This is a genomic window from Bradyrhizobium sp. Leo114 (genome assembly GCF_055229415.2).
The window spans coordinates 1-20,076 of record NZ_JBUYEN020000051.1; the positions used below are offsets into that span (position 1 = coordinate 1).

Annotated in this window: 16 protein-coding genes; 8 read left to right on the forward strand and 8 right to left on the reverse strand. The window is 64.8% G+C overall.

From position 1 onward, the window contains the following. Positions 1-506 precede the first annotated feature (506 nt). Positions 507-1,952, reverse strand: coding sequence for a helix-turn-helix domain-containing protein (locus ACZIRK_RS37325; RefSeq protein WP_130231665.1), 1,446 nt, complete (start codon positions 1,950-1,952; stop codon positions 507-509). A gap of 200 nt (positions 1,953-2,152) precedes the next feature. On the opposite strand from ACZIRK_RS37325, the gene ACZIRK_RS37330 reads away from it, so the two are divergent. From ACZIRK_RS37330 to ACZIRK_RS37340, 3 genes are all read left to right on the forward strand, one after another. After that, positions 2,153-3,790, forward strand: a complete 1,638-nt coding sequence (locus ACZIRK_RS37330) for an isocitrate lyase (RefSeq protein WP_130231663.1) — start codon at positions 2,153-2,155, stop codon at positions 3,788-3,790. Between the two features lie 25 nt (positions 3,791-3,815). Continuing rightward, positions 3,816-4,025 carry a DUF4170 domain-containing protein gene (locus ACZIRK_RS37335; RefSeq protein WP_028167478.1) on the forward strand — a complete coding sequence of 70 codons (210 nt, stop codon included), beginning with the start codon at positions 3,816-3,818 and terminating at the stop codon, positions 4,023-4,025. Between the two features lie 211 nt (positions 4,026-4,236). Continuing rightward, the gene (locus tag ACZIRK_RS37340) at positions 4,237-4,794 is read left to right on the forward strand and encodes a hypothetical protein (protein ID WP_130231161.1); all 558 of its coding nucleotides are present in this window, start codon (positions 4,237-4,239) and stop codon (positions 4,792-4,794) included. 5 nt (positions 4,795-4,799) lie between these two features. Here ACZIRK_RS37340 and ACZIRK_RS37345 read toward each other — a convergent pair whose 3' ends face one another. Then, a complete protein-coding gene (locus ACZIRK_RS37345) occupies positions 4,800-5,687 on the reverse strand; it encodes a metallophosphoesterase family protein (RefSeq protein WP_208821660.1) in 888 nt (295 codons plus the stop codon). 145 nt (positions 5,688-5,832) lie between these two features. On the opposite strand from ACZIRK_RS37345, the gene ACZIRK_RS37350 reads away from it, so the two are divergent. From ACZIRK_RS37350 to ACZIRK_RS37365, 4 genes are read left to right on the forward strand one after another with little or no spacing between them, the layout of a single operon-like run. Further along, entirely contained in the window at positions 5,833-6,309 is a 477-nt protein-coding gene (locus tag ACZIRK_RS37350; RefSeq protein ID WP_035691794.1) for an NUDIX domain-containing protein, read from the forward strand. A gap of 57 nt (positions 6,310-6,366) precedes the next feature. Next, positions 6,367-7,512, forward strand: coding sequence for a hypothetical protein (locus tag ACZIRK_RS37355; protein ID WP_130231165.1), 1,146 nt, complete (start codon positions 6,367-6,369; stop codon positions 7,510-7,512). A 17-nt stretch (positions 7,513-7,529) separates the two neighbouring features. Further along, positions 7,530-8,489 carry a glycosyltransferase family 2 protein gene (locus tag ACZIRK_RS37360; RefSeq protein WP_474419221.1) on the forward strand — a complete coding sequence of 320 codons (960 nt, stop codon included), beginning with the start codon at positions 7,530-7,532 and terminating at the stop codon, positions 8,487-8,489. Positions 8,490-8,537: 48 nt separating this feature from the next. Beyond that, positions 8,538-9,050 (forward strand): GNAT family N-acetyltransferase, encoded by a 513-nt coding sequence (locus ACZIRK_RS37365; protein WP_028167472.1) that lies wholly within the window; start codon positions 8,538-8,540, stop codon positions 9,048-9,050. A gap of 58 nt (positions 9,051-9,108) precedes the next feature. Here the strand turns inward: ACZIRK_RS37365 and ACZIRK_RS37370 are convergent, their stop codons facing one another. The 6 genes from ACZIRK_RS37370 to ACZIRK_RS37395 all read right to left on the reverse strand — a co-directional run bounded on the left by ACZIRK_RS37370 (position 9,109) and on the right by ACZIRK_RS37395 (position 19,227). Further along, complete coding sequence (locus ACZIRK_RS37370; protein ID WP_474419222.1) at positions 9,109-11,490, reverse strand: TonB-dependent receptor; 2,382 nt, start codon at positions 11,488-11,490, stop codon at positions 9,109-9,111. Between the two features lie 102 nt (positions 11,491-11,592). Next, a complete protein-coding gene (locus tag ACZIRK_RS37375) occupies positions 11,593-12,006 on the reverse strand; it encodes a DUF2946 family protein (protein ID WP_130228180.1) in 414 nt (137 codons plus the stop codon). 277 nt (positions 12,007-12,283) lie between these two features. After that, positions 12,284-14,347, reverse strand: coding sequence for a hypothetical protein (locus ACZIRK_RS37380; RefSeq protein ID WP_130228181.1), 2,064 nt, complete (start codon positions 14,345-14,347; stop codon positions 12,284-12,286). 142 nt (positions 14,348-14,489) lie between these two features. After that, a complete protein-coding gene (locus ACZIRK_RS37385) occupies positions 14,490-17,294 on the reverse strand; it encodes a DUF4159 domain-containing protein (RefSeq protein WP_474419223.1) in 2,805 nt (934 codons plus the stop codon). Further along, on the reverse strand, positions 17,291-18,232 hold the full coding sequence (locus tag ACZIRK_RS37390) for a DUF58 domain-containing protein (protein WP_028167467.1): 942 nt from the start codon (positions 18,230-18,232) through the stop codon (positions 17,291-17,293). Before ACZIRK_RS37390 ends, ACZIRK_RS37385 begins: the two co-directional genes overlap by 4 nt. Next, the gene (locus ACZIRK_RS37395) at positions 18,232-19,227 is read right to left on the reverse strand and encodes an AAA family ATPase (protein WP_028167466.1); all 996 of its coding nucleotides are present in this window, start codon (positions 19,225-19,227) and stop codon (positions 18,232-18,234) included. The genes ACZIRK_RS37390 and ACZIRK_RS37395 overlap by 1 nt, the downstream gene beginning before the upstream one ends. A 234-nt stretch (positions 19,228-19,461) precedes the next feature. Between ACZIRK_RS37395 and ACZIRK_RS37400 the strand changes: the two genes are divergently transcribed. Beyond that, positions 19,462-20,076, forward strand: coding sequence for a DUF1285 domain-containing protein (locus ACZIRK_RS37400; RefSeq protein WP_130228182.1), 615 nt, complete (start codon positions 19,462-19,464; stop codon positions 20,074-20,076).

Sequence of the window (20,076 nt, forward strand, 5' to 3'; positions counted from 1 at the left end):
CGGCTTGGAGGATGGACCGCCTACTATGGAAAGCCTGGTCCAAAGGTGATGCGCCTGGGCCTCGAAGCCTTCCGTCGCATCAAATACGGCACCACTTTGAGGCTCAAAAATGTGTGAATCGGATAGCGGTCACCGGGGAGAGCACGAAGTAAGCCGTAAACCATCGCGCAGGGAAAGCCGGAATGCTTCGGTTGAACCTGTGGTCCTACCCCCGTGCTTTTTGTTGCACGGGACCCATGGGTGCGACCGGCACCCGGCTTTCCCTGCGCCCTCTGATATCGAGGAGGGTGGAAAGTGAAGCAAAACTCGGACGCAACGCGCCGCGAGAACGCGAACTCGCATCCCTCACGCTGTTTGACATTCAAATCCGACCCTGACGGCGGAGGAGAGCGCGCGACACAACGTGAGACCTATAGGGTGGGCAAAGCGAAGCGTGCCCACCATCCCGAGCGCGGCGCTGGATGGTGGGCACGGCGCAGGGGCGCCTTTGCCCACCCTACGGCCTCTCACAACTCCCGCGCATTCGAAAAGGCGAACGAACTCACCCGCCGCGTGTTCTCGTCCAGGATCAGCGTGCGCGTGATCGGCGGCTCGGCGCGCTGGGCGCAGTTCTCGCGCTCGCAGAGGCGGCAGTTGACGCCGATCGGCGTGCCCTCGGCCTTTTCGAGGTCCATACCGGCGGCGTAGACGAGGCGCGAGGCGTGGCGGATCTCGCAGCCAAGGCTGATGGCAAAGCGCGGCTGCGGCAGCGGATGCGGGGCGATCGGCCGGCGCACCATCTGCGCGATCGAGAAATAGCGCGTGCCGTCGGGGAGCTCGATCACCTGCTTGAGCAGGCGGTCCGGGGTGTCGAAAGTCGAATGCACGTTCCACAGCGGGCAGGTGCCGCCGAATTTCGAGAACGGAAACGTGCCGGAGGAGAAGCGCTTGGACACGTTGCCGGCATTGTCGACGCGCAGCATGAAGAACGGGACGCCGCGCGCGTTCGGCCGCTGCAGCGTGGTGAGGCGATGGCAGATCTGCTCGAAGCCGGCGTTGAAGCGCTGCGCCAGCACATGCACGTCATAGCTCAGCGCCTCCGCGGCGCTAAGGAAGGGCTGGTAGGGCATCATCACGGCGGCGGCGAAATAGTTCGCGAGCGTGATGCGGTAGAGCCGCCGCGCCGCATCGTCGAGCGGCCCGCCGCGACCGGCGATGGAATCGATGCTTGCTCCGCATTCGGCGAGCCCGATCTGCAGCGCGAGCTGGAAGGTGCGGCTCGGCGTGTCGACCAGCTCGGAGATCAGAAGCTGCCGGCGATGGCGGTCGAAGCGCCGCAGCGTTTCGCGCATCACGTCAACGGGCATGATCCGGGTCACGATCGAATGTTTTTCGCGCAACCGTGCCGAGAGCGCGGCGAACAGCCCGTCGGCCGCCACGTTCATTTCGTCGCGCAAATTCTCTGCCGCGGTCTCGAGTTCGGGGAAATAGTTGCGGTTGGCCTCGATCAGGTCGCGCACGCGCTCGATCGGATTGGCCTCGAAGCGGGCGCCTTCGTTGCGGTCGGCCATCTGGGCGGCGACCAAGGTCTCGCCGCGGCGCGCCTCGGTATAGGCGGCATAGAGCCGCTGCAGCGCGTGGGTCACGCCGGGGCAGAGTTCGGCGAGGTCACGCAGTTCCTGCTTGGGAACGTCGATCTGGCGGAACAACGGATCGGAGAAGATCTCGTTGAGCTCGGCGAAGAAGCGATCCTCGTCGGCGGTCGCAAGATCGCGCAGGTCGAGGTCGTAGGTCTCCGCCAGGCGGAGCAGGATCTGGGCCGTCACCGGGCGCTGGTTGCGCTCGATCAGGTTGACGTAGCTCGGGGAAATGCCGAGTCCCTCGGCGATCTGGGTCTGCGACAGCCCCAATTGCTGCCGGATCCGGCGGAAGCGTGGGCCGACAAACAGCTTTTTTCCGGGCTCGGCAGGCATGGCAGCGTTCCTGAACTATTTATTACAAAATTTACAAAATGACATTTCACACAAGAACAGATGTTACACGATATCACCATTCGAATGCAAGGTATCTGTACTAATTCAACCGCTTCGCGTTTAGCTCCTGACACGCATTTCGCAACGCACTGTCACGAATGTCGATCGAAGTACGAACGGCAAAGACAAGGATCACGGACATGAACTACCAGCCACGTGGGATCAGCGACCGGGCTATCCAGGGACCGGCTTCCTATCTGAGCGAGATTGAAGCCGCCGAAGCACTCCTCAAGACCAAGGACACGTGGAACGGTGTGACCGCCGAGGCCGTGGCGCGCATGCGGCTGCAGAACCGCTTCAAGACCGGCCTCGATATCGCCCGCTACACCGCGGCGCTGATGCGCGCCGACATGGCCGCCTATGACGGCGACCCCACCAAGTACACTCAGTCGCTGGGTTGCTGGCACGGCTTCATCGCCCAGCAGAAGCTGATTTCGGTGAAGAAGCATTTCGGCACGACCGATCGCCGTTATCTGTACCTGTCCGGCTGGATGATCGCCGCGCTCCGCTCCGAGTTCGGACCGCTGCCCGACCAGTCGATGCACGAGAAGACCTCGGTGCCGGCCCTGATCGAGGAGCTCTACACCTTCCTGCGTCAAGCGGACTCCCGCGAGCTGAACGATATCTTCCGCGCGCTCGACGCCGCCCGCAAGGAAGGCGACAAGGCCAAGGAAAAGGCGCTGATCGAGAAGATCGACAACTTCCAGACCCACGTCGTGCCCGTCATCGCCGACATCGATGCCGGCTTCGGCAACGCGGAAGCGACCTACCTGCTCGCCAAGAAGATGATCGAAGCGGGCGCCTGCGCCCTGCAGATCGAAAACCAGGTCTCGGACGAGAAGCAGTGCGGCCACCAGGACGGCAAGGTCACCGTGCCGCATGAGGTCTTCCTGGCGAAGATCCGCGCCTGCCGTCACGCCTTCCTTGAGCTCGGCGTCGAAGACGGCATCGTCGTGACCCGCACCGACTCGCTCGGCGCCGGCCTCACGCAACAGATCGCCGTGAGCCACAAGCCCGGCGATATCGGCGACCAGTACAACAGCTTCCTGGATTGCGAGGAAGTGACGGCCGCCAACGCTCGGAACGGCGATGTCATCATCAACCAGAACGGCAAGATGATGCGTCCGAAGCGGCTGCCCAGCAATCTCTATCAGTTCCGCCCCGGCACCGGCGAAGACCGCTGCGTGCTGGACTGCATCACCTCGTTGCAGAACGGCGCCGATCTGCTGTGGATCGAGACCGAGAAGCCGCATATCGAGCAGATCGCCAAGATGGTCGATCGGATCCGCAAGGTGGTCCCGAACGCGAAGCTGGCCTACAACAACTCGCCGTCGTTCAACTGGACGCTCAACTTCCGTTGGCAGGTCTACGATGCGATGAAGGAAGCCGGCAAGGACGTCAGCAAGTACAACCGTGCCGAGCTGATGAAGGCGGAATACGACGACACGCCGCTGGCAATCGAAGCCGACGAGCGCATCCGCACCTTCCAGGCCGATTCAGCCAAGCGTGCCGGCATCTTCCATCATCTGATCACGTTGCCGACCTATCACACGGCAGCTCTGTCGACGGATAATCTCGCAAGGGAGTATTTCGGCGAGCAGGGCATGCTTGGGTACGTGAAGAACGTTCAGCGCCAGGAGATCCGTCAGGGTATCGCCTGCGTCAAGCATCAGAACATGGCCGGCTCGGATATCGGCGACGATCACAAGGAATATTTCGCGGGCGAGGCCGCTCTGAAGGCGGGCGGCGTCCACAACACGATGAACCAGTTCGGCTAACGGTTGAATCGATCAGGAGACTATCATGACCACAGGCAGCAATTTCTGGGTGATCGGCGGTGAGTTCGGCTCGATGAACTTCCATAAGCTCGTCGAAGGCTCGGCCCAGGTCAAAGGTCCGTTCAAAACCCGCAAGGAAGCGGAGGACTGCTGGCGCGAAGTGTCGGAAGAGAACCGCCACAAGGCCGGCGTACGCTTCTCCATCGTGGAGGAGCCCTCCCGTGTCCCCGCCTGAGGCTGCCGACGGTCAAGCGTAGAAGAAGACGTCCAAGGACGGACGGCCCCATCCGGATTTCCGGGTGGGGCTGTCTGATTTCGGGACGCCCCTTTGGGGCCCCTTGGGGATAAGTCGCGCGATAACCCCTTGGGAACCAACGGCCTTTGCGGACGTAACGGTTACTGATAGGTTAATAGGCGTAGAACCCGTCAGGACGAGGCCGCAAGGGATGTCGGACGCCCAGAATACCGGCAATGCCGCCAGCGAGATGCGGCCGACGCTGCGCGAAGCCTTGCGCAAGGCGCGGATCGAGGCTGCGGACCGCACTGGCGTCGTCGTCGAACTGCGCGATGCCGAGGTCGCGCGGCTGGAAATCTTGAACGAGGCGCTTGATCCCTTGTTTGCGCAGGTGCCGGAAAAGGTCGATCTGTTCGACCGCGGCATCAGCCAGGGTGAGACGCCACGGCTGTGGATCGATGTCGTTGCCCATGTCGTGATGGGACGCGACAAGCGGGTCTACCGCTTCGTGCAGGACACTCGCTTCGGCCGCATCGTGCTCGCCGAATCGCATGATGTGCCTGTCATCGTCGATGCCGTCACCGACTATGTTGCCCGCCGCATAATCGAGCGCGAGCATGCGATGGTGGCGACGGCGAAGGTGGCGGAGCCCGTGCCCGCCGAGAAGCCGCGGCGCCGCCGCGGGTTCGGGATGTTCCTGCTCGGCTTCATCCTCGGCGCGCTCGCGCTGTTCGGCCTCGCGCTGTTCGCGAGCCTGGGCAATCTCTAGCAGCGTCACACCAGCCGCGTGTCGCTCAGACGCCCGACGCGCAAATCGTCGCCGATCCCGCGCACCACTTGCTCGCAGCGCCAGGCATTGCCGTCGCGCTCGATCGAAAACAGATTATACGCCGCCGCCGGATAGTGATGGCGCGGCAGCGCCGAAGCCGAGGGCACGCCGATCGCCGGGATCTTGCCGCTGGGGCCGTCGAACCACATCGTGGAATGGATGTGGTCGTGGCCGTGCAGGATCAATTCCACGCCGTATCGCTTGATGAGATCGAGCAGCTTGTGCGAGTCGGTGAGCCGCTTGACGCGCGCATCCGAATGCAGGGGATGATGAACCAGCAGCACGCGGAAGGCACCTTCGGTCGACAACTCCGCCAGCATCCGCTCGAGCGCCGCGAGCTGCGCGTGGCCGAGCCATCCGGTCGCCATCAAGGGCGGCGTCGGCACCGCGGAGGATGTCCCGATCAGGGCCACCGGACCGCGCCGGCGCAGGAACGGAAACAATGCGGCGCCATCTGCGCCATCGCCGCGCAGATAGTCGGCGAAGGTCGTGGCGAAGCGATGCCGCGTCGCCCGCACATAGGCGTCGTGATTGCCGGGAACGACGGTCACGCGATCCGGCGGGCCGACGCTCTCGAGCCAGGCGCGCGCCGGCTTGAACTCCGTCTCCAGCGCCAGATTGACGAGATCGCCGGTAATCGCAATGTGATCCGGATGTTGCCCCTGCAAGTCCGCCACCAGCGCATCCAGCACCTCGCGCCGATGGTATTTGTGCCGGTTGCGGGTCCAGTTCAGATAGCCGAAGGCGCGCTTGCCTGCGAGGTCGCGCAGCCGCGCCACCGGCAGCGGCGGCAGATGCGGATCGGACAGATGCGCCAACCGAAACGCCGCCATCATTCCGTCCCTGTTGGCCTGTCCGTGATATACAGCCGCGGCATGGTTATTCCCTGATGGTCCGCATTCTATTGGCAAGCGGGCGGCTTCCGCGCAAGGATCAAACGTCGTTGTCGTTCCAGTCGAGGTTTTCGTGACGTTCCTGATGGATTTGCGCAAGCGCTACGAGCCGCAGCTCAGGCGGGTGTTCCATCTCTATTTTCGGCTGGCACGCGGCATGACGCTCGGCGTGCGTGCGGTCGTGCTTAACCACGAGAACAAGGTGTTCCTGGTCAAGCACAGCTATGTCAGCGGCTGGTATCTGCCGGGCGGAGGCGTCGAGGTCGGCGAGACGCTGATGGAAGCGCTGCGGCGTGAGCTCGAGGAGGAGGGGCGCATCGAGCTTGTGGGCGCCCCGGTGCTGCACGGTGTCTTCCTCAACAGCCACGTCTCCCGCCGCGACCATGTCGCGGTCTACGTCATCAGGCAGTACCGCCAGGACCGCCTGCCGGAGCCGAACCATGAGATCGTGGACACCGGTTTCTTCGATCCGGCGGCATTGCCCGCCGACACCACGCCCGGTACCCGCCTGCGGATCGCCGAAGTGCTCGATGGCGGGGCGCCGATCGCCACATGGCGCTAGCGACGGCTTGTGCTAGAAGACCCAACCTTGAAGATGGAACGCCGCGACAGGGGCCGGATGAAACAATTGAAAACCGCCTTCGGCGTCGTGTTGCTGCTGATCCTGATCAGCAACATCTGGACAATCTCGAAATGGAACGAAAGCCGCGGCGTCTACGATGACATCTGCTACCTCCGCCAGGCGCATCTGTTCCAGCGGTTCGGCGCCAGCGGCCTGGACACGAACGTCGTCAGGGATGACGACGGCTACACGCTGCGCAAACTCCAGGAGATCCACTTCCCGGATCCGGGCGATCCCGCGCGCTGGCCGTGCCACACCTTGACGGCGGCGTTGAACAAGGTCGTGCTGCAATATCCGCCGGGCACCGGCTTTGTGCTCGCGCTGTTTCCGTCGGGCTTCCAGGTGACTCCGCTCTATGCCGCCGCGTCGATCGCGATTTTCGCCGTCGCGCTGCTTGCCCTGGCCCGCGCTGCCACGCGTTCCGCTGTCGTGCTCGCCGGCCTGTTCGGTATCGTGGCGCTCTATTTGATGATCAACCCGAGCAAGGCAAGCTATTCCGTGGCGCCGACCATGATCGTCTGCGCGCTGACCGGATTCCTGACCGCGCGGCTGTTTGCGAGTAGCGGCGCACGTCGCATCCTGCTTGCCGCGTCGGTCGGCTTGTTGATCGGCCTTTCCGTCAATTTCCGTCTGCCGAACCTGTTTCTGTCGGCAGGCTATGCGGTGTTCTTCCTTATCGCCTTCCTGCGCGCACGGAACATGAACACCTTTTGGCAAGGTCTTTCGTTCGGCATCGCGTTCCTGATCGGCATGGCACCGACACTGATCGCGAATGCGATCAATGCGGGAAGCCCGTTCTCGACCACCTATGGCGGTGTCGACGCGGTGCCGCCGGCATTGGATGCGTCCGTCCTGCTGCAATATGTGCGAGATGCGCAATTCCCGCTGCTGCTGATTGCGATCGCCTGGGTGGTGGCGCTGTGGCGGTCAGGGGGGCGCGTGGCGACACGACAGATTGTCGCCGTGGTCGCGCTTAACCTCGTCATCAATCTGATCTTCTTCATGAGCCATCCCGTCTTCACGCCCTATTACGTGATCCCGATTGTCATGCTGTCATTGTGGACGTTGTTATTCGCTACCCTGGATCATTGGGCGCCGAAGCTCGCGGATGATTTTGGCGTGCCGCAAAAAGCGAGTGCCTGATGGTGAGCGAGGACGTCATGGCTCGGTCAGCGACGGTGGCGATGGCGGCGTCCGCATTGCGCGTCGCGGTGCTTGTGCCGTGTTTCAACGAGGAAGCGGCGATCGGCACTGTGGTTGCCGATTTCCGCAAGGCGCTGCCGGAGGCGCAGATCTTCGTCTATGACAACAACTCGCGCGACCGCACCGCCGAGATCGCGCGTGCCTCGGGTGCAGAGGTCCGCAGCGAGCGGCGCCAAGGCAAAGGACATGTGGTGCGGCGGATGTTCGCAGACGTCGATGCGGACATCTATGTTCTGGTCGATGGCGATGCGACCTATGACGCGCCGAGCGCCTCGCGCATGATCGAGACGCTGGTGAACGATCATCTCGACATGGTGGTCGGCGTCCGGATCGATCAATCCGCCGCCGCCTACAGAAGAGGCCACCGCACCGGCAACCGGATGTTGACCGGCTTCCTGTCCGCCGTGTTTGGCCACGCATTCCGCGACATCCTGTCCGGCTATCGGGTGTTCTCGCGCCGCTTCGTCAAGTCCTTTCCGGTGCTGTCGGACGGTTTCGAGATCGAGACCGAGCTCAGCGTCCATGCGCTGGAATTGGCATTGCCGGTCGGCGAGATCGAGACGCCCTATTATGCCCGGCCGGAGGGATCGGTCAGCAAGCTGAACACCTGGCGCGACGGGTTTCGGATTCTCGGAACCATCCTGAGGCTTTACCGTTCAGAGAAGCCGCTGCGGTTTTTCACCGGCATCGGCGTGGTCCTCGCGCTGATCTCGATCGTGCTGGCGATCCCGATCGTCATCACGTTCATCGAAGAGGGCATCGTGCCGCGGCTGCCGACGGCGGTGCTGTCGACCGGCCTCATGATCGTGGCGATGCTGTCGGTCTCATCAGGGCTGGTGCTTGACACGGTGACGCGCGGCCGCCGCGAGATGAAACTGCTCGCCTACCTGTCCCAGCCGGCTATTAACAAGAAATGACGCGGGCGATGGACCGCGCCCGATCCAGGTGCTATCCCGCGCATCACCATGAGTGATTTGTCGCTGACCATCCTGCCGGAAACGCCGAACGACGCCCAGGCGATCGAACGCCTGCATGAACGCACGTTCGGGCCGGGCCGTTTCGTGCTTAGCGCCTATCGGCTGCGCGAACATGTCGACCATCTGCTCGATCTGTCCTTCACCGCGCGCATCGGCACGCTCCTGGTCGGTTCGGTCAGGCAACTGCCCGTCATGATCGGCGACACGCCGGCGTTGATGCTGGGCCCATTGACCGTGGAGCCGCCTTTTCGTGACCGCGGCGTCGGCCGCGCGCTGCTCGACCGCGCGCTCTCCGATGCCAAGGCCAAAGGGCACCGCCTCGTGATCCTGGTCGGCGACGAGCCTTACTACAGCCGCGTCGGCTTCAAGGTGGTCCCGAAGGGCAGGGCGACCATGCCCGGCCCGGTCGATTACAACCGCCTGCTGGTGGCCGAACTGGTGGAGGGCGCCTTCGCCGACGTTTCCGGTCCGATCGGCCCCGATTGGAGCAAGGCACGGTAGAGGAAGTCACCGTGCTCTCCCTCTTCCGCAGCAAGCGAAAGAGGGAGAAGGAACCGGCTCAGAACTTCAGGTTCGCAAAGGCCCTGACGCCAATGCCGGGCAGCAGCACCTGGTCCTTGGTATAGGAGACGGAGTTGCGGATGTTCTCGTTGAGCAGGTTGTTGCCGACGAGGCCGACCGTCATCTCGCGTGCGCCGATCCAGGACTGGTCGAGCTTGGTGTTGTAGCTGACCTCCGCCTTTAGCAGGTTGTAGCCCGCCGTCGGCGTCTCCGCGATCGGAGCGACGTCGTTCTGTGCAAACGCGTGCAGCAGGTTGACCCGCATGAACCAGTTGGCGTCGCGCCAATAGACGCCGCCGCCGAGGCGCATCGGCGGGATGCGTGGCACGTTGGTGCCGTCGCTGAATGTGGCGCGGACGATGTCGAACTGGTTCTCGATGCCCCAGATGCCGCTATAGAGCGGCCCGATATCGAGCTGGCTCTGGAACTCGCCGCCGCGGAAGGTGGCGTTGCGCTGGGAATAGACCGCCTGGTTCAATTCACCGTCGGGCGCGCCGCAGGAATTGAAGTCCCCGTCACACATCACGCCGGTGAGCCGGCGAAAGATGAAATTGTCGAAATGGGTGTAGTAGGCGGTCGCCTCGAAACGGAACGGCCCGGTCGCCTTGCGCAGGCCAATCTCGACCGATTTCGCGGTCTCGATCGTCAGGTTTGGATTGCCGATATCGAAGGTGGCGGTGGCGTCATGCGGCCCGCGCGAAAACAGTTCGGCGGGTTTGGGCGCGCGCTCGACATATTGCGCGGTGATGCTGCCGACGAGATCGTAGGGCAGGTTCTGGATCAACCCGATGCTGCCGCTTTTCGGCGTAAAGGACGGATTGCGGGCGATGTTGAACTGCGGATTGCCGTCGGGCAGGAAGTCGGGTGGGAAATTCGGCGTCGAGCCGTGCAACTCGACATGCTCGATACGGCCGGCGATCTGCGCTTTGGTCGTCTCGGAGAATTTGAACTCGTTGAAGACGTAGCCGGCGATACGGTTGTTGTTGTTCGGATTCCACAGGCCGTTGAATAGCGAACCGGGATCGTCCGGGCTCGGAGCGGTCAATTCCTGGTGGCCGCCCTGCAGGCCGAACGCGGTGGTCACCTCGGCAAAGCGCGCGTTGAACGGCATCAACTGAACCTCGACGCGGGCCTCCTGCTCCTTGTTGGTGAAGGTCTGGCGTACGCCGTCGCTGAAGGGATTGGCTGGATCCGCCAGCCCAAGCTCGTTGTGTCTGTAGTCGGTCGCGCCGGCCCAGAGACGGATTGCGTCGATGGCCGCGGCATCCGGCCGGTATTCGCCTTTCATGGTGATCTTGGTCTGATGTGCGTCGATCCGGGTCTGATGGTCGGCGCCGTCGATACCAGGGATGTGATAAAGTGTATCGTTTTGGGTGATTGCGGCGCCGATGAAGCCGCCATTGAAGATATACGAGCCGCCGATCGAGGCACCATCCGCCTGCATGGCCGAGTTCGGCTGGCGGTAGTTCACCGGTCTTGAGTGGTCGAACAAGTAGGGATAGCTCGGGATGTCGTAATCGCCGGCCTTGCGACCAAAGGCGTCGGCGTGAAAAGCGAAATTGCCTGCGCCGGTATCGAGCAGGATGCCGCCGTCGACGCCACGGTCGGCGGAGTTCACCGCTGTTCGCGTCTCGACGTTCACGCAAGGTGACGAAGGCGCGCCGGCCAGCGGCGCTTTCGCCGGCAGGCCGTAGGTTTGGAACGGCGGGGCCGCGCATGAGGGAAGGGCGTCCGGAATGCGGTTGTTGGTCGCGCTGACGATGCCTCCGATCGAAGTCGAGCCGTAACGCATCGCCGCCGGACCACGAATGACCTCGACCTGGTTGGTGGCGAGCGGATCAACCGGCACGTAATGATCCTCACCGAGATCCGAGGCGCCGCCGGCGTTATTGCCGTTCTCGATGATCCCAACGCGATTGACGTCGAGACCTCGGATAATCGGCCGGCTCGAAGCGCCCGGCGCAAAGGTTGAGCCGGTGATGCCCGGTTTGGAAAACAGGAGGTCACCGAGCTGTGCGGTGCCCTCGCGGCGAATTTCCTCGTTCGGCACCACGGTGACCGTTGCGAACTGATCGGTCACGACCTGCAGCACCCCTTGCTGTGGCGCTGGCGGCGCGGCCGGCGCGGGCTGCGGTTGTTGGGCTACGCGCTCGCGATTGCGGCCGGGCGTGCTGCGCGCGGCGCGAACGGGGGCGCGCGCCGGAGCAACGGCCCGGTGGCGCCGCACGATCGGACTTGGTGCCGTCACGTTGATGTCAGGCAGTTGCGTTGCCGGCGCCGCTGCGGGTGCATCCTGAGCGATCGCGCCGCTGCCGAGCGCACATAGTACCAGCCAGCTCGCTCCACCGATGTGGAAGGCTCGTTTTTTCTTGAATCCCATTTTCCTGATCCTGATGTCGTCGGCCGAGCCGACGGACCCGATTGCGATGTGCTTCGCATCTCGCTTGAGCAGCGGGCGTGCGAAGGCGGTTCGGTCAATCGATCAGGAGAGGGGTGGCGCGCGCGACTGGAACGCTCGATGGGCGGTGCCGAGATAGGCGAAGCCGGCTTCGGTGGTGAGCTGGAGAAGTTCGATCGCCTGCGGCAGCAACAGCACCGGAGACGTTGCGAACAGCATACCGTGCGCCATCGTGATGACGGCGCAGATGGCGCAGCCGTCGGCGGGCTGCTGATGGTTATCCTGGTGCGGAGATTGTTGCTGGGGCGCGGACAGGCTCGCCGCGTCCGTGACCACGAGGTCCGCAGCACGAAGGAAGTCGGTCTGCGATGTCGCGGTCTGGAGAGCGGGAGCGGCCTGCGCCGGATGGAAGTGGCCGAACGACAGCACAAACTGGACGGCGAGCGCGAACAGCGCCAGCCGCGCGCCAAGTTTGACGTGTTTTCGAATCCACTTCACGAATCTATGCCCACCCCCGGGGGACGGCCTACCCTGACCGGCCCGATGTTACATTATAACATCGGAAGGAGATGGCGGTGTCAACCGCGGCTCGGGCGAGCGTCGCGCGATCAGTTGAGGCTGTGTGATTGTTGCAACGGCGCGGACGATAGACCCTCATGGCGAGGAGGCGCATAGCGCCGTCTCGAACATGAGGCCCTGATCTCACTCGGAGCCCATCCCTCGAGACGCCGCTTCGCGGCTCCTCGGGATGAGGGGAGACCGTGGCCGATTTCGCCTACCGCCCCTCGCGGAGCCACGTCGCGGCGAAGGCGCCGAGCAGCAGCAACAGGCCAATCAGCCCTGCGAACATCGGCAGCACGCCGACGCCCTTGACGACGCTGGCGTCGCGCATCCTGACGCCCATCCAGCCCTCGCCGCGGAACACGCTCGACGCACGGACCGGCACGATGCGGGGCATGTCGAGGCTGCTGCCGTCGACCACGCGGCGGGCGTCGCCGCCTGTTGCCTGCGCCAGCGGCTTCAGCATCTCGGTCGTGGAGGTCACTTCCGAGAATTCCTTCGGGTTGGTCGGACCGACATTGACCAGCGCCTTCAGCGTGCCGTCGGTCGCCTGCCACAGGCCGAGCTCGTTGGCGGGCAGCGTCGCCTTCCATTCGCCCGGCTCGCCCTGGGTCAGCGTCATCTCGCGCGTGGCGCCGCTTGGCGAGGTCACGGTGACCGGCGGGACGCTGTCGCCCATGGTCTGGCGCACCACGGAGAGATCGCGGCCCTGGAGCTGCAGCCGCAACGCTTCCTCGTCCAGATCGGGCTGCTTCATCAGCCAGTGCGACATCCGCCTGAGCAGGTCGAGATGCGGACCGCCGCCCTCATAGCCGCGCGCCCACAGCCAGATGTGGTCGGAGAGCAGTAGCGCGACGCGGCCCTCGCCGAAGCGCGACAGCAGCAGCAGAGGCTTGCCGTCGGCGCCGGTCATCACGGGCTGACCGATGGCGTTGCGCGTGTCGACGGTACGGAAGAAGCGGCTCCAATGCGGCGGCTCGCTGTTCGAGCCTTCCAGCCCGCGCGTCACCGGGTGGCGCTTTCCGGCGTCGGAGAGATGTGCATAGAACGGCTTCTCGGTGACGCCGACGGGTTCGGCCGGGAGTACCGAGTCGAGCGGCGTACGCCAGATGCTGGTGGTGGATGCATAGTCCGGACCGGCGGAGACCAGCACCGCGCCCCCCGCGCGGACGTAGCGCGCGATATTGTCGAAATAGGCGATCGGCAGCACGCCCTGGCGGGCATAGCGGTCGAAGATGATGAGCTGGAACTCGTTGATCTTCTGCTGGAACAGCTCGCGGGTCGGAAACGCGATCAGCGACAATTCATTGATCGGCGTGCCGTCCTGCTTTTCCGGCGGACGCAAAATGGTGAAATGCACGAGGTCGACGCTGGCGTCGGACTTCAGCAGGTTACGCCAGGTGCGCTCGCCGGAATGCGGCTCACCCGAGACGAGCAGCACACGCAGCTTGTCGCGCACGCCGTCAATCGCAACCACCGCGCGGTTGTTGACCAGCGTCAGTTCATTGTCGAGCGGAGATGCCTCGATCTCGACGATATTGGGTCCGGCATGCTTGATATCGATGTCGACATTGGCGGTCTGGCCGCTCTGCAGCGTACGCTCGTTGATCACCTCGCCGTCGCGGCGCACGGTGATCCTGGCGCTCTGGCCGGTCACGCCCTGGTCGTCGAGCCGGTAGGTGATGGTCTGGGTCTGGCCGACGATGCCGAAGCGCGGCGCGGCCGAAATTGCAATCCGTCGATCACGCTCGTCCTTGCGTCCGGTGATCAACGCGTGCACCGGCGCCTGGAAGCCGAGGCCGGCGGCATTGGCCGGGATGTCGTGCACACGGCCGTCGGTGATCAGGAAGGCACCGGCGACACGGTCGACCGGAACGTCCGACAATGCGGAGGACAATGCGCCGAACAGCTTGGTGCCGTCGGTCTCGCCGTCGGCCTGGCCGGCGTCGACGACGCGCACTTCCAGGCCCTTGATCTTCTTCAGGCTGTCGACCAAGGCCTCCTGCGCCTTCGCGGTCTCCTGGTTGCGCGTGCCGAAATTCTGGCTCGGGCTCTTGTCGATCACGACGGCGGCGACCGAGGATAAGGGTTCACGGTCCTCGCGGGTGAAGGAGGGGTTGGCAAGCGCGAGCAAAATGAGCGCCAGCGCCGCGACGCGTATCCATGCGCCGCGCGTGCGCGACAGCAGGAGCAGTGCCGCCATGACGACGATCGCCGCAAGCCCGATCCACAGCACGAGCGAGGGCACCAGCGGCGTGAAGGCAATGCCGTAATTCATAATGCGAACCTATCCGCATCGTCATGCCCGGGCTTGTCCCGGGCATCCACGTTCTTCGTGCCGAGTGGCGAGGCGTGGATGGCCGGGACAAGCCCGGCCATGACGGCGTGTGCGTGGTGAATGTCCCAGCGTATCATGCGCATCATTGTCCCAGCCGCTCGATCAGGGCCGGCGCGTGCACCTGGTCGGCCTTGTAGTTGCCGGTCAGCGTATACATCACGATGTTGACGCCGGCGCGGAAGGCGAATTCGCGCTGGCGCGGCTCGCCGGGGGTGAGCGGCAACATCGCCTGGCCGTCGGGCCGGATCGCCCAGGCGCCGGCGAGATCGTTGGAGGTGATGATGATCGGCGAGACGCCGTCGCCGCCGCGGGCGGGACGCTGTGCGGCCTCGTCATCGTCTTCGCGCGGCAATGTCTCGACCCAGGTCTGGCCCGAAGTGAAGCGGCCGGGGAAGTCGCGCAACAGGTAGAACGTCTTGGTCAGCACGTGCTCACGCGGCACCGGCTCGAGCTCGGGCACGTCGAGCGAGGACAGGATCTCGCGCAGCGCCTGCATGCCCGGCGTCTGCGAGCCGCCATTGTCGCCGGGCGGCACCTCGACGGCGTCGCGGGTGTCGAACAGCACGGTGCCGCCCTGCTTCATATAGGCGTCGATCTTGTTGATCGCGTCCTGCGGAGGCTTTGGCGCGCCGGGCGCGATCGGCCAGTAGATCAGCGGGAAGAAGGCGAGTTCGTCGCGCGCGGGGTCGACGCCGACGGGATCGCCGGCTTCCAGCGCGGTGCGTTGCGCCAGGAACAGTGTCAGCCCGGACATGCCGGCTTTCACGATGGAGTCGACGTCGGCATTGCCGGTGACGACATAAGCGAGCCGCGTCTGCGAAACCGCCTTCATGGCGAAGTCGTCGCTGTTCTCGGCGCGCGTGGCGGACGGCGCCATCGATGCCAGCAGGAAGGCGAGCGCCAGCGCCGCAGGTGCCGCGCGCCGCCGCCACAGCGCGGCAAGGCCGGCGCCGAGCATGGCCACCACGATGGCATCGAGCAGGAACAGGCCGAGCGCCGATGACAGCAGGATGCCGCGGAGGTCGCGTGGCTCGGCATTGGTGTAGCTCGCCCGCCGTGCACGCAGGGCAGACGTGTCGAGCGGGGCGATGCGGTCGGCGGTCGCCAGCGTGTTGACGGCGATCGGGGCGTCAGCCGGGCCGTAGAGGCCGGGCGGGTGATCCGGTGTCGCGCGGTCGCGATAGTCGGCCAGCATTGGTTTGGCGGTCGACGGCGGCGGACCGAACGCGCCAAAGCCATCCAGCGTGCGGAGCGGCGCCACGGTCTCGGCCTTGGCTTCGCCGGCCACTCCAGCACCAGGCGTCGAGGTGTAGCCGGACATGTCGACCAGCCGCCGCAGCATCTCGACGAAAGTGCCGGACATCGGCAGGTCCGACCAGCGCGAGTCCGCGCCGACGTGGAACAGGCTGACCACGCCCTTGCCGCGATGCTCGCCGGTGACGAGCGGCGTGCCGTCTTCCAGCGACGCCCAGCTCTTGGTGGCGAGCACGGCATCCGGCTCGGCCAGCACCTGCCGGCTCACGGTAACGTCCTTCGGCACTGGAAGACCGGCGAACGGGCCCTCGGCCGTGAACGACGCTAGATGCTGTGGCTTCTCCCAGGTCAGGCTGCCGCCGAGGACGCGGCCACCGCGGCGCAGCTTCACCGGCACTAGATCGTCATCGGCTTGCGCCAGCCGTGGGCCGGCGAAACGCACCAGCACGCCGCCCTGGTCGATCCAGGCATTCAGCCGCTCGCGGATATCCGGCGACAGCGTGCCGACATCGGCCATCACGATCATCGGCAGCCGCTGGTCGAGGAATTGGGCGATCGCCTGCTGAGGCGCGCCGCGGTCGCCAAGACGCACATCGGCGAATGGCGACAATGCGCGGGAAAGGTAGAAGGTCGAGGCGAGCAGCGGCTGCGCGGTGTCGTTGGTCGCGCCGGAGACGACGCCGACCGCACGGCGCCGCCACCTCTTGTCGAGGAGCTGCACCGCGCCGGCGGAGCGCTCGCCTGATATCTCCAGCCGGGCGATGTCGTTGCGCAGTTCGACCGGGAGATCGAACGATGCCTCGGTCTCGCGATCCTGCGGCGCGAAGGCGTAGCGCGCCTCGCCGATCGGCGAGCCCTTGGCATCCAGCGCGCGAACCGTCCCGGAAGTGATGCCGGTCTCGGTGCGCAGGACCTTCACGGTCATCTTGGCCGCGGCGTTCTCGGCGGCAACGAGCGCCTGCGCGGACGGCGCACCGCCCTCGTAGATCGTCAGCGTGCGGTTTTCGACCAGCTTGCCGAGCCCTTCGGTGAATTCTGTGCCGCGCCCGGTGTCGACGCCGTCGGACAGCCAGGCGATCTCGGCATCGCCGGTGGCTTTCAGGAACCGATCGATCACCGGCAGCGTGTCGACGCGGTCGATCGAATAGGGCTTCGGCGCGAGCTGCCGTAGCGCGACGCGCGCGGTGCCGGCCGGCATCAGCGTGATGTCGCGCGCGGGCTCCGACAGCGGCACCAGCGCTATGCCGCGGCGGTCATTGTCCGCACTGGCGATCAGTTCGTCGGCGGCCCTGATCCGGGCGTCCCAGCTCGAGGCCGAGCTCCAGCCGTCGTCGAGCAGGATCACGAGCGGCGCCTTGGAGGATGCAAGCCCGGTCTGCGGATTCCAGATCGGCCCGGCCGCGGCGAAGATGACGAGCGCGGCGGCGAGGAGGCGCAGCAGCGTCAGCCACCATGGCGTGCGCGAGGGCGTTTCTTCCCTGGGCTGGATGTCGAACAGCAATCTGGTCGGCGGAAATTCGATACGCCGCGGCCGTGGCGGCATCACGCGGAGCAGCCACCAAAGGGCCGGCAGGCTCAGAAGGCCGAGCAGCAGCATCGGTTCGGCAAAGGACAGCGGCAGGCCTGCGATCATGCGCCGAGCCCCACTTTGACGGTGGACCGTACGCTGGCCTTGCTCACCGTCATGCCGTTATGCAGGAACAATAGCAGCTCCGCCGCGGAACGGCTGGTGGTATGGGTCGAGAACAACCAGTCGAGCCGGTTGGTCTCGGCGCGGATCTCGTCACGATGCAGCGCGACGCGCGCGACATAGTCGCTGGCCCAGCTCTCGGCGCGGCCCGCGGTAATCGCAGTGCCCGCTTCGGGTTCGACGAATTCAACGCGGCCGGAATAGGGGAAGGTTTCCTCGGCGGGATCGACGACCTGGATCACCGTGCCGTGCGCGCCCGAGGCCGACAGCCCGGCGAGCGTGGTTCGGATTTCCGAAATGGGTGACCAGAAGTCCGACAGCACCACGATCTCGGAAAGCGCCGACGGCACAAAGGACGGCGGCAGGCTGGCCCGGGTCGCATCGTCATGCAGCATCGCCTGCGCCATCTTGTCGATGACCGTGCGGCTCGCGGTCGGGTTCATCAGGCCGGGAATGCCGACGCGTTCGCCGCCGGCGACCAATAACTCGGCCAGCGCAAAGGCGACGATCAGGCCGCGCTCGAGCTTGGAATCGCGCGCCTGCTTGGACGCGAACGCCATCGACGGCGAGCGGTCGGGCCAGATCCAGACAGTGTGCGCCGCCTCCCACTCCTGCTCGCGGACGTAAAGATGATCGTCGCGCGCCGAGCGCCGCCAGTCGACATTCTGCGACGGCTCGCCGGAGACGAAGCGGCGATATTGCCAGAAGCTCTCGCCGGCGCCTGCGCGGCGGCGGCCGTGCAAGCCATGGATGACGTTGTTGGCAATGCGGCGGGCCTCGAGCACCAGGCGCGGCAGCGACGCGGCGAGCGATCGGCTTTCGCCATCGGCACGTCGGACTGCGAGGATCTCCTCGTCCAGGCGCTTGTTCTCCGCGGCCATCAAGCGATCCGCGTCTTCAATTGCTTGATCACGTCAGGAATGGTGCGGCCTTCGGCGCGCGCAGTGAACGTCAGCGCCATGCGGTGCTTGAGCACGGGTTCGGCGAGATCGAGCACGTCGTCGATCGAGGGCGCGAGCCGCCCGTCGAGCAGGGCGCGGGCGCGGACGGCGAGCATCAAGGCCTGGCTGGCGCGCGGGCCCGGTCCCCAGGCGATCAGCTTCTCGCCTTCCGGGTTGGGCCGCGCGGCGCGCACCAGCGACAGGATGGCGTCGACGACGGAATCGCCGACCGGCAGCCTTCGCACCAGTCGTTGCGCGCTGAGCAGCAGTTCCGCGTTCATCGCAGCCTTCGCCAGCGTTTCTTCCGCGCCGGTGGTTTCGAACAGGATGCGACGTTCGGCCTCACGGTCGGGGTAGTCGACATCGATCTCCATCAGGAAACGGTCGAGTTGCGCTTCGGGCAGCGGATAGGTGCCTTCCTGTTCCAGCGGGTTCTGCGTCGCCAGCACATGGAATGGCTTGGGAAGGTCATGGCGGGCGCCTGCAACCGTGATGTGCTGCTCCTGCATGGCTTGCAGCAGCGCCGATTGGGTGCGCGGGCTGGCGCGGTTGATCTCATCCGCCATCAGAAGCTGCGCGAATACCGGACCTGCGATAAAGCGGAACGAGCGCTTGCCCGTGTTGCTCTCGTCCAGCACCTCCGCGCCGAGGATATCCGACGGCATCAGGTCCGGGGTGAACTGGATGCGCTTCGTGTCGAGGCCGAGCGTGATGCCGAGCGTCTCCACGAGCTTGGTCTTGGCAAGGCCGGGAACCCCGATCAGCAGCGCATGCCCGCCGGAAAGGATCGTCACCAAGGTATTCTCGATCACCCGGTCCTGGCCGAAAATAACCGTGGAAATCGCCTCTTTCGCCGTACGGATCTGGCCGGCAACCTGCTCGGCCGAGCGGACGATCACGTCTTCCAGTTTTTCGACACTGTCTGCACCAGCCATTCCGTGCTCCTATCGACGGCGCAACCTTCACATCGTCACGCCATGGGCCCCAAGCTAAGCATAAGCGAAGGCCATGTATTCGTTGAATTAAACTATCCCCACCTTAGCGGCTTTTCAGGGTATGAACGCCATCACGATGTGGCGAGAACGGCATACCTACGCACATCTGAAAGATGTACGTAAGAAACCTGCACCAATCGTGCCAGATTGAAGCTCTCAACCTTAAGGCAAACCATGGCGAACGAAGGGCAAACAAGCCGTCAGGGCCTCGAAGGATTGACCGCCGCGGCCACTAATGCCGCGAAAACAAATCCGGCCGGCGGCAAGGGCCTTCCACCCGTGGATTTATGGAATCCGCCGTTCTGCGGCGATATCGATATACGAATCGGCGGCGACGGCACATGGTACTATATGGGAACACCGATTGGCCGGCCGGCGCTGGTGCGGCTGTTCTCCACCATCCTGAAACGCGAAGACGGCAAGCATTTCCTGGTGACGCCGGTGGAGAAGGTCGGCATCCGCGTCGACGATGCGCCCTTCCTTGCGGTCGAGATGCAAAAGGATGGGGACGCGCGCGGGCGGCTGCTCAGGTTCCGCACCAATGTCGACGACTGGGTCGATTGCGACGCCGCGCACGGCCTTCGTTTCGAGCCGGGCAATGACGGCGGGCTCATGCCCTATCTGCATGTCCGCGCCGATCTCTGGGCCAAGGTCACCCGTCCGCTCTACTACGATCTGGTTGACATGGGGGAAGAGCGGATGGTCGATGGTCATCCGATGTTCGGAATCGAGTCCGGCGGCGCATTCTTCGCGATGGCGGATGCGAAAGAGGTGAGGGACGCGCTTTGA

Excerpts from the sequence above, each read along its gene's own strand:
- ACZIRK_RS37380 (WP_130228181.1), bottom strand. The coding sequence starts at position 14,347 with ATGAATTACGGCATTGCCTTCACGCCGCTGGTGCCCTCGCTCGTGCTG.
- ACZIRK_RS37360 (WP_474419221.1), top strand. The coding sequence starts at position 7,530 with ATGGCTCGGTCAGCGACGGTGGCGATGGCGGCGTCCGCATTGCGCGTC.
- ACZIRK_RS37365 (WP_028167472.1), top strand. The coding sequence starts at position 8,538 with ATGAGTGATTTGTCGCTGACCATCCTGCCGGAAACGCCGAACGACGCC.
- ACZIRK_RS37395 (WP_028167466.1), bottom strand. The coding sequence starts at position 19,227 with ATGGCTGGTGCAGACAGTGTCGAAAAACTGGAAGACGTGATCGTCCGC.
- ACZIRK_RS37370 (WP_474419222.1), bottom strand. The coding sequence starts at position 11,490 with ATGGGATTCAAGAAAAAACGAGCCTTCCACATCGGTGGAGCGAGCTGG.
- ACZIRK_RS37340 (WP_130231161.1), top strand. The coding sequence starts at position 4,237 with ATGTCGGACGCCCAGAATACCGGCAATGCCGCCAGCGAGATGCGGCCG.
- ACZIRK_RS37400 (WP_130228182.1), top strand. The coding sequence starts at position 19,462 with ATGGCGAACGAAGGGCAAACAAGCCGTCAGGGCCTCGAAGGATTGACC.
- ACZIRK_RS37350 (WP_035691794.1), top strand. The coding sequence starts at position 5,833 with ATGGATTTGCGCAAGCGCTACGAGCCGCAGCTCAGGCGGGTGTTCCAT.
- ACZIRK_RS37355 (WP_130231165.1), top strand. The coding sequence starts at position 6,367 with ATGAAACAATTGAAAACCGCCTTCGGCGTCGTGTTGCTGCTGATCCTG.
- ACZIRK_RS37390 (WP_028167467.1), bottom strand. The coding sequence starts at position 18,232 with ATGGCCGCGGAGAACAAGCGCCTGGACGAGGAGATCCTCGCAGTCCGA.
- ACZIRK_RS37345 (WP_208821660.1), bottom strand. The coding sequence starts at position 5,687 with ATGGCGGCGTTTCGGTTGGCGCATCTGTCCGATCCGCATCTGCCGCCG.
- ACZIRK_RS37330 (WP_130231663.1), top strand. The coding sequence starts at position 2,153 with ATGAACTACCAGCCACGTGGGATCAGCGACCGGGCTATCCAGGGACCG.
- ACZIRK_RS37325 (WP_130231665.1), bottom strand. The coding sequence starts at position 1,952 with ATGCCTGCCGAGCCCGGAAAAAAGCTGTTTGTCGGCCCACGCTTCCGC.
- ACZIRK_RS37335 (WP_028167478.1), top strand. The coding sequence starts at position 3,816 with ATGACCACAGGCAGCAATTTCTGGGTGATCGGCGGTGAGTTCGGCTCG.
- ACZIRK_RS37385 (WP_474419223.1), bottom strand. The coding sequence starts at position 17,294 with ATGATCGCAGGCCTGCCGCTGTCCTTTGCCGAACCGATGCTGCTGCTC.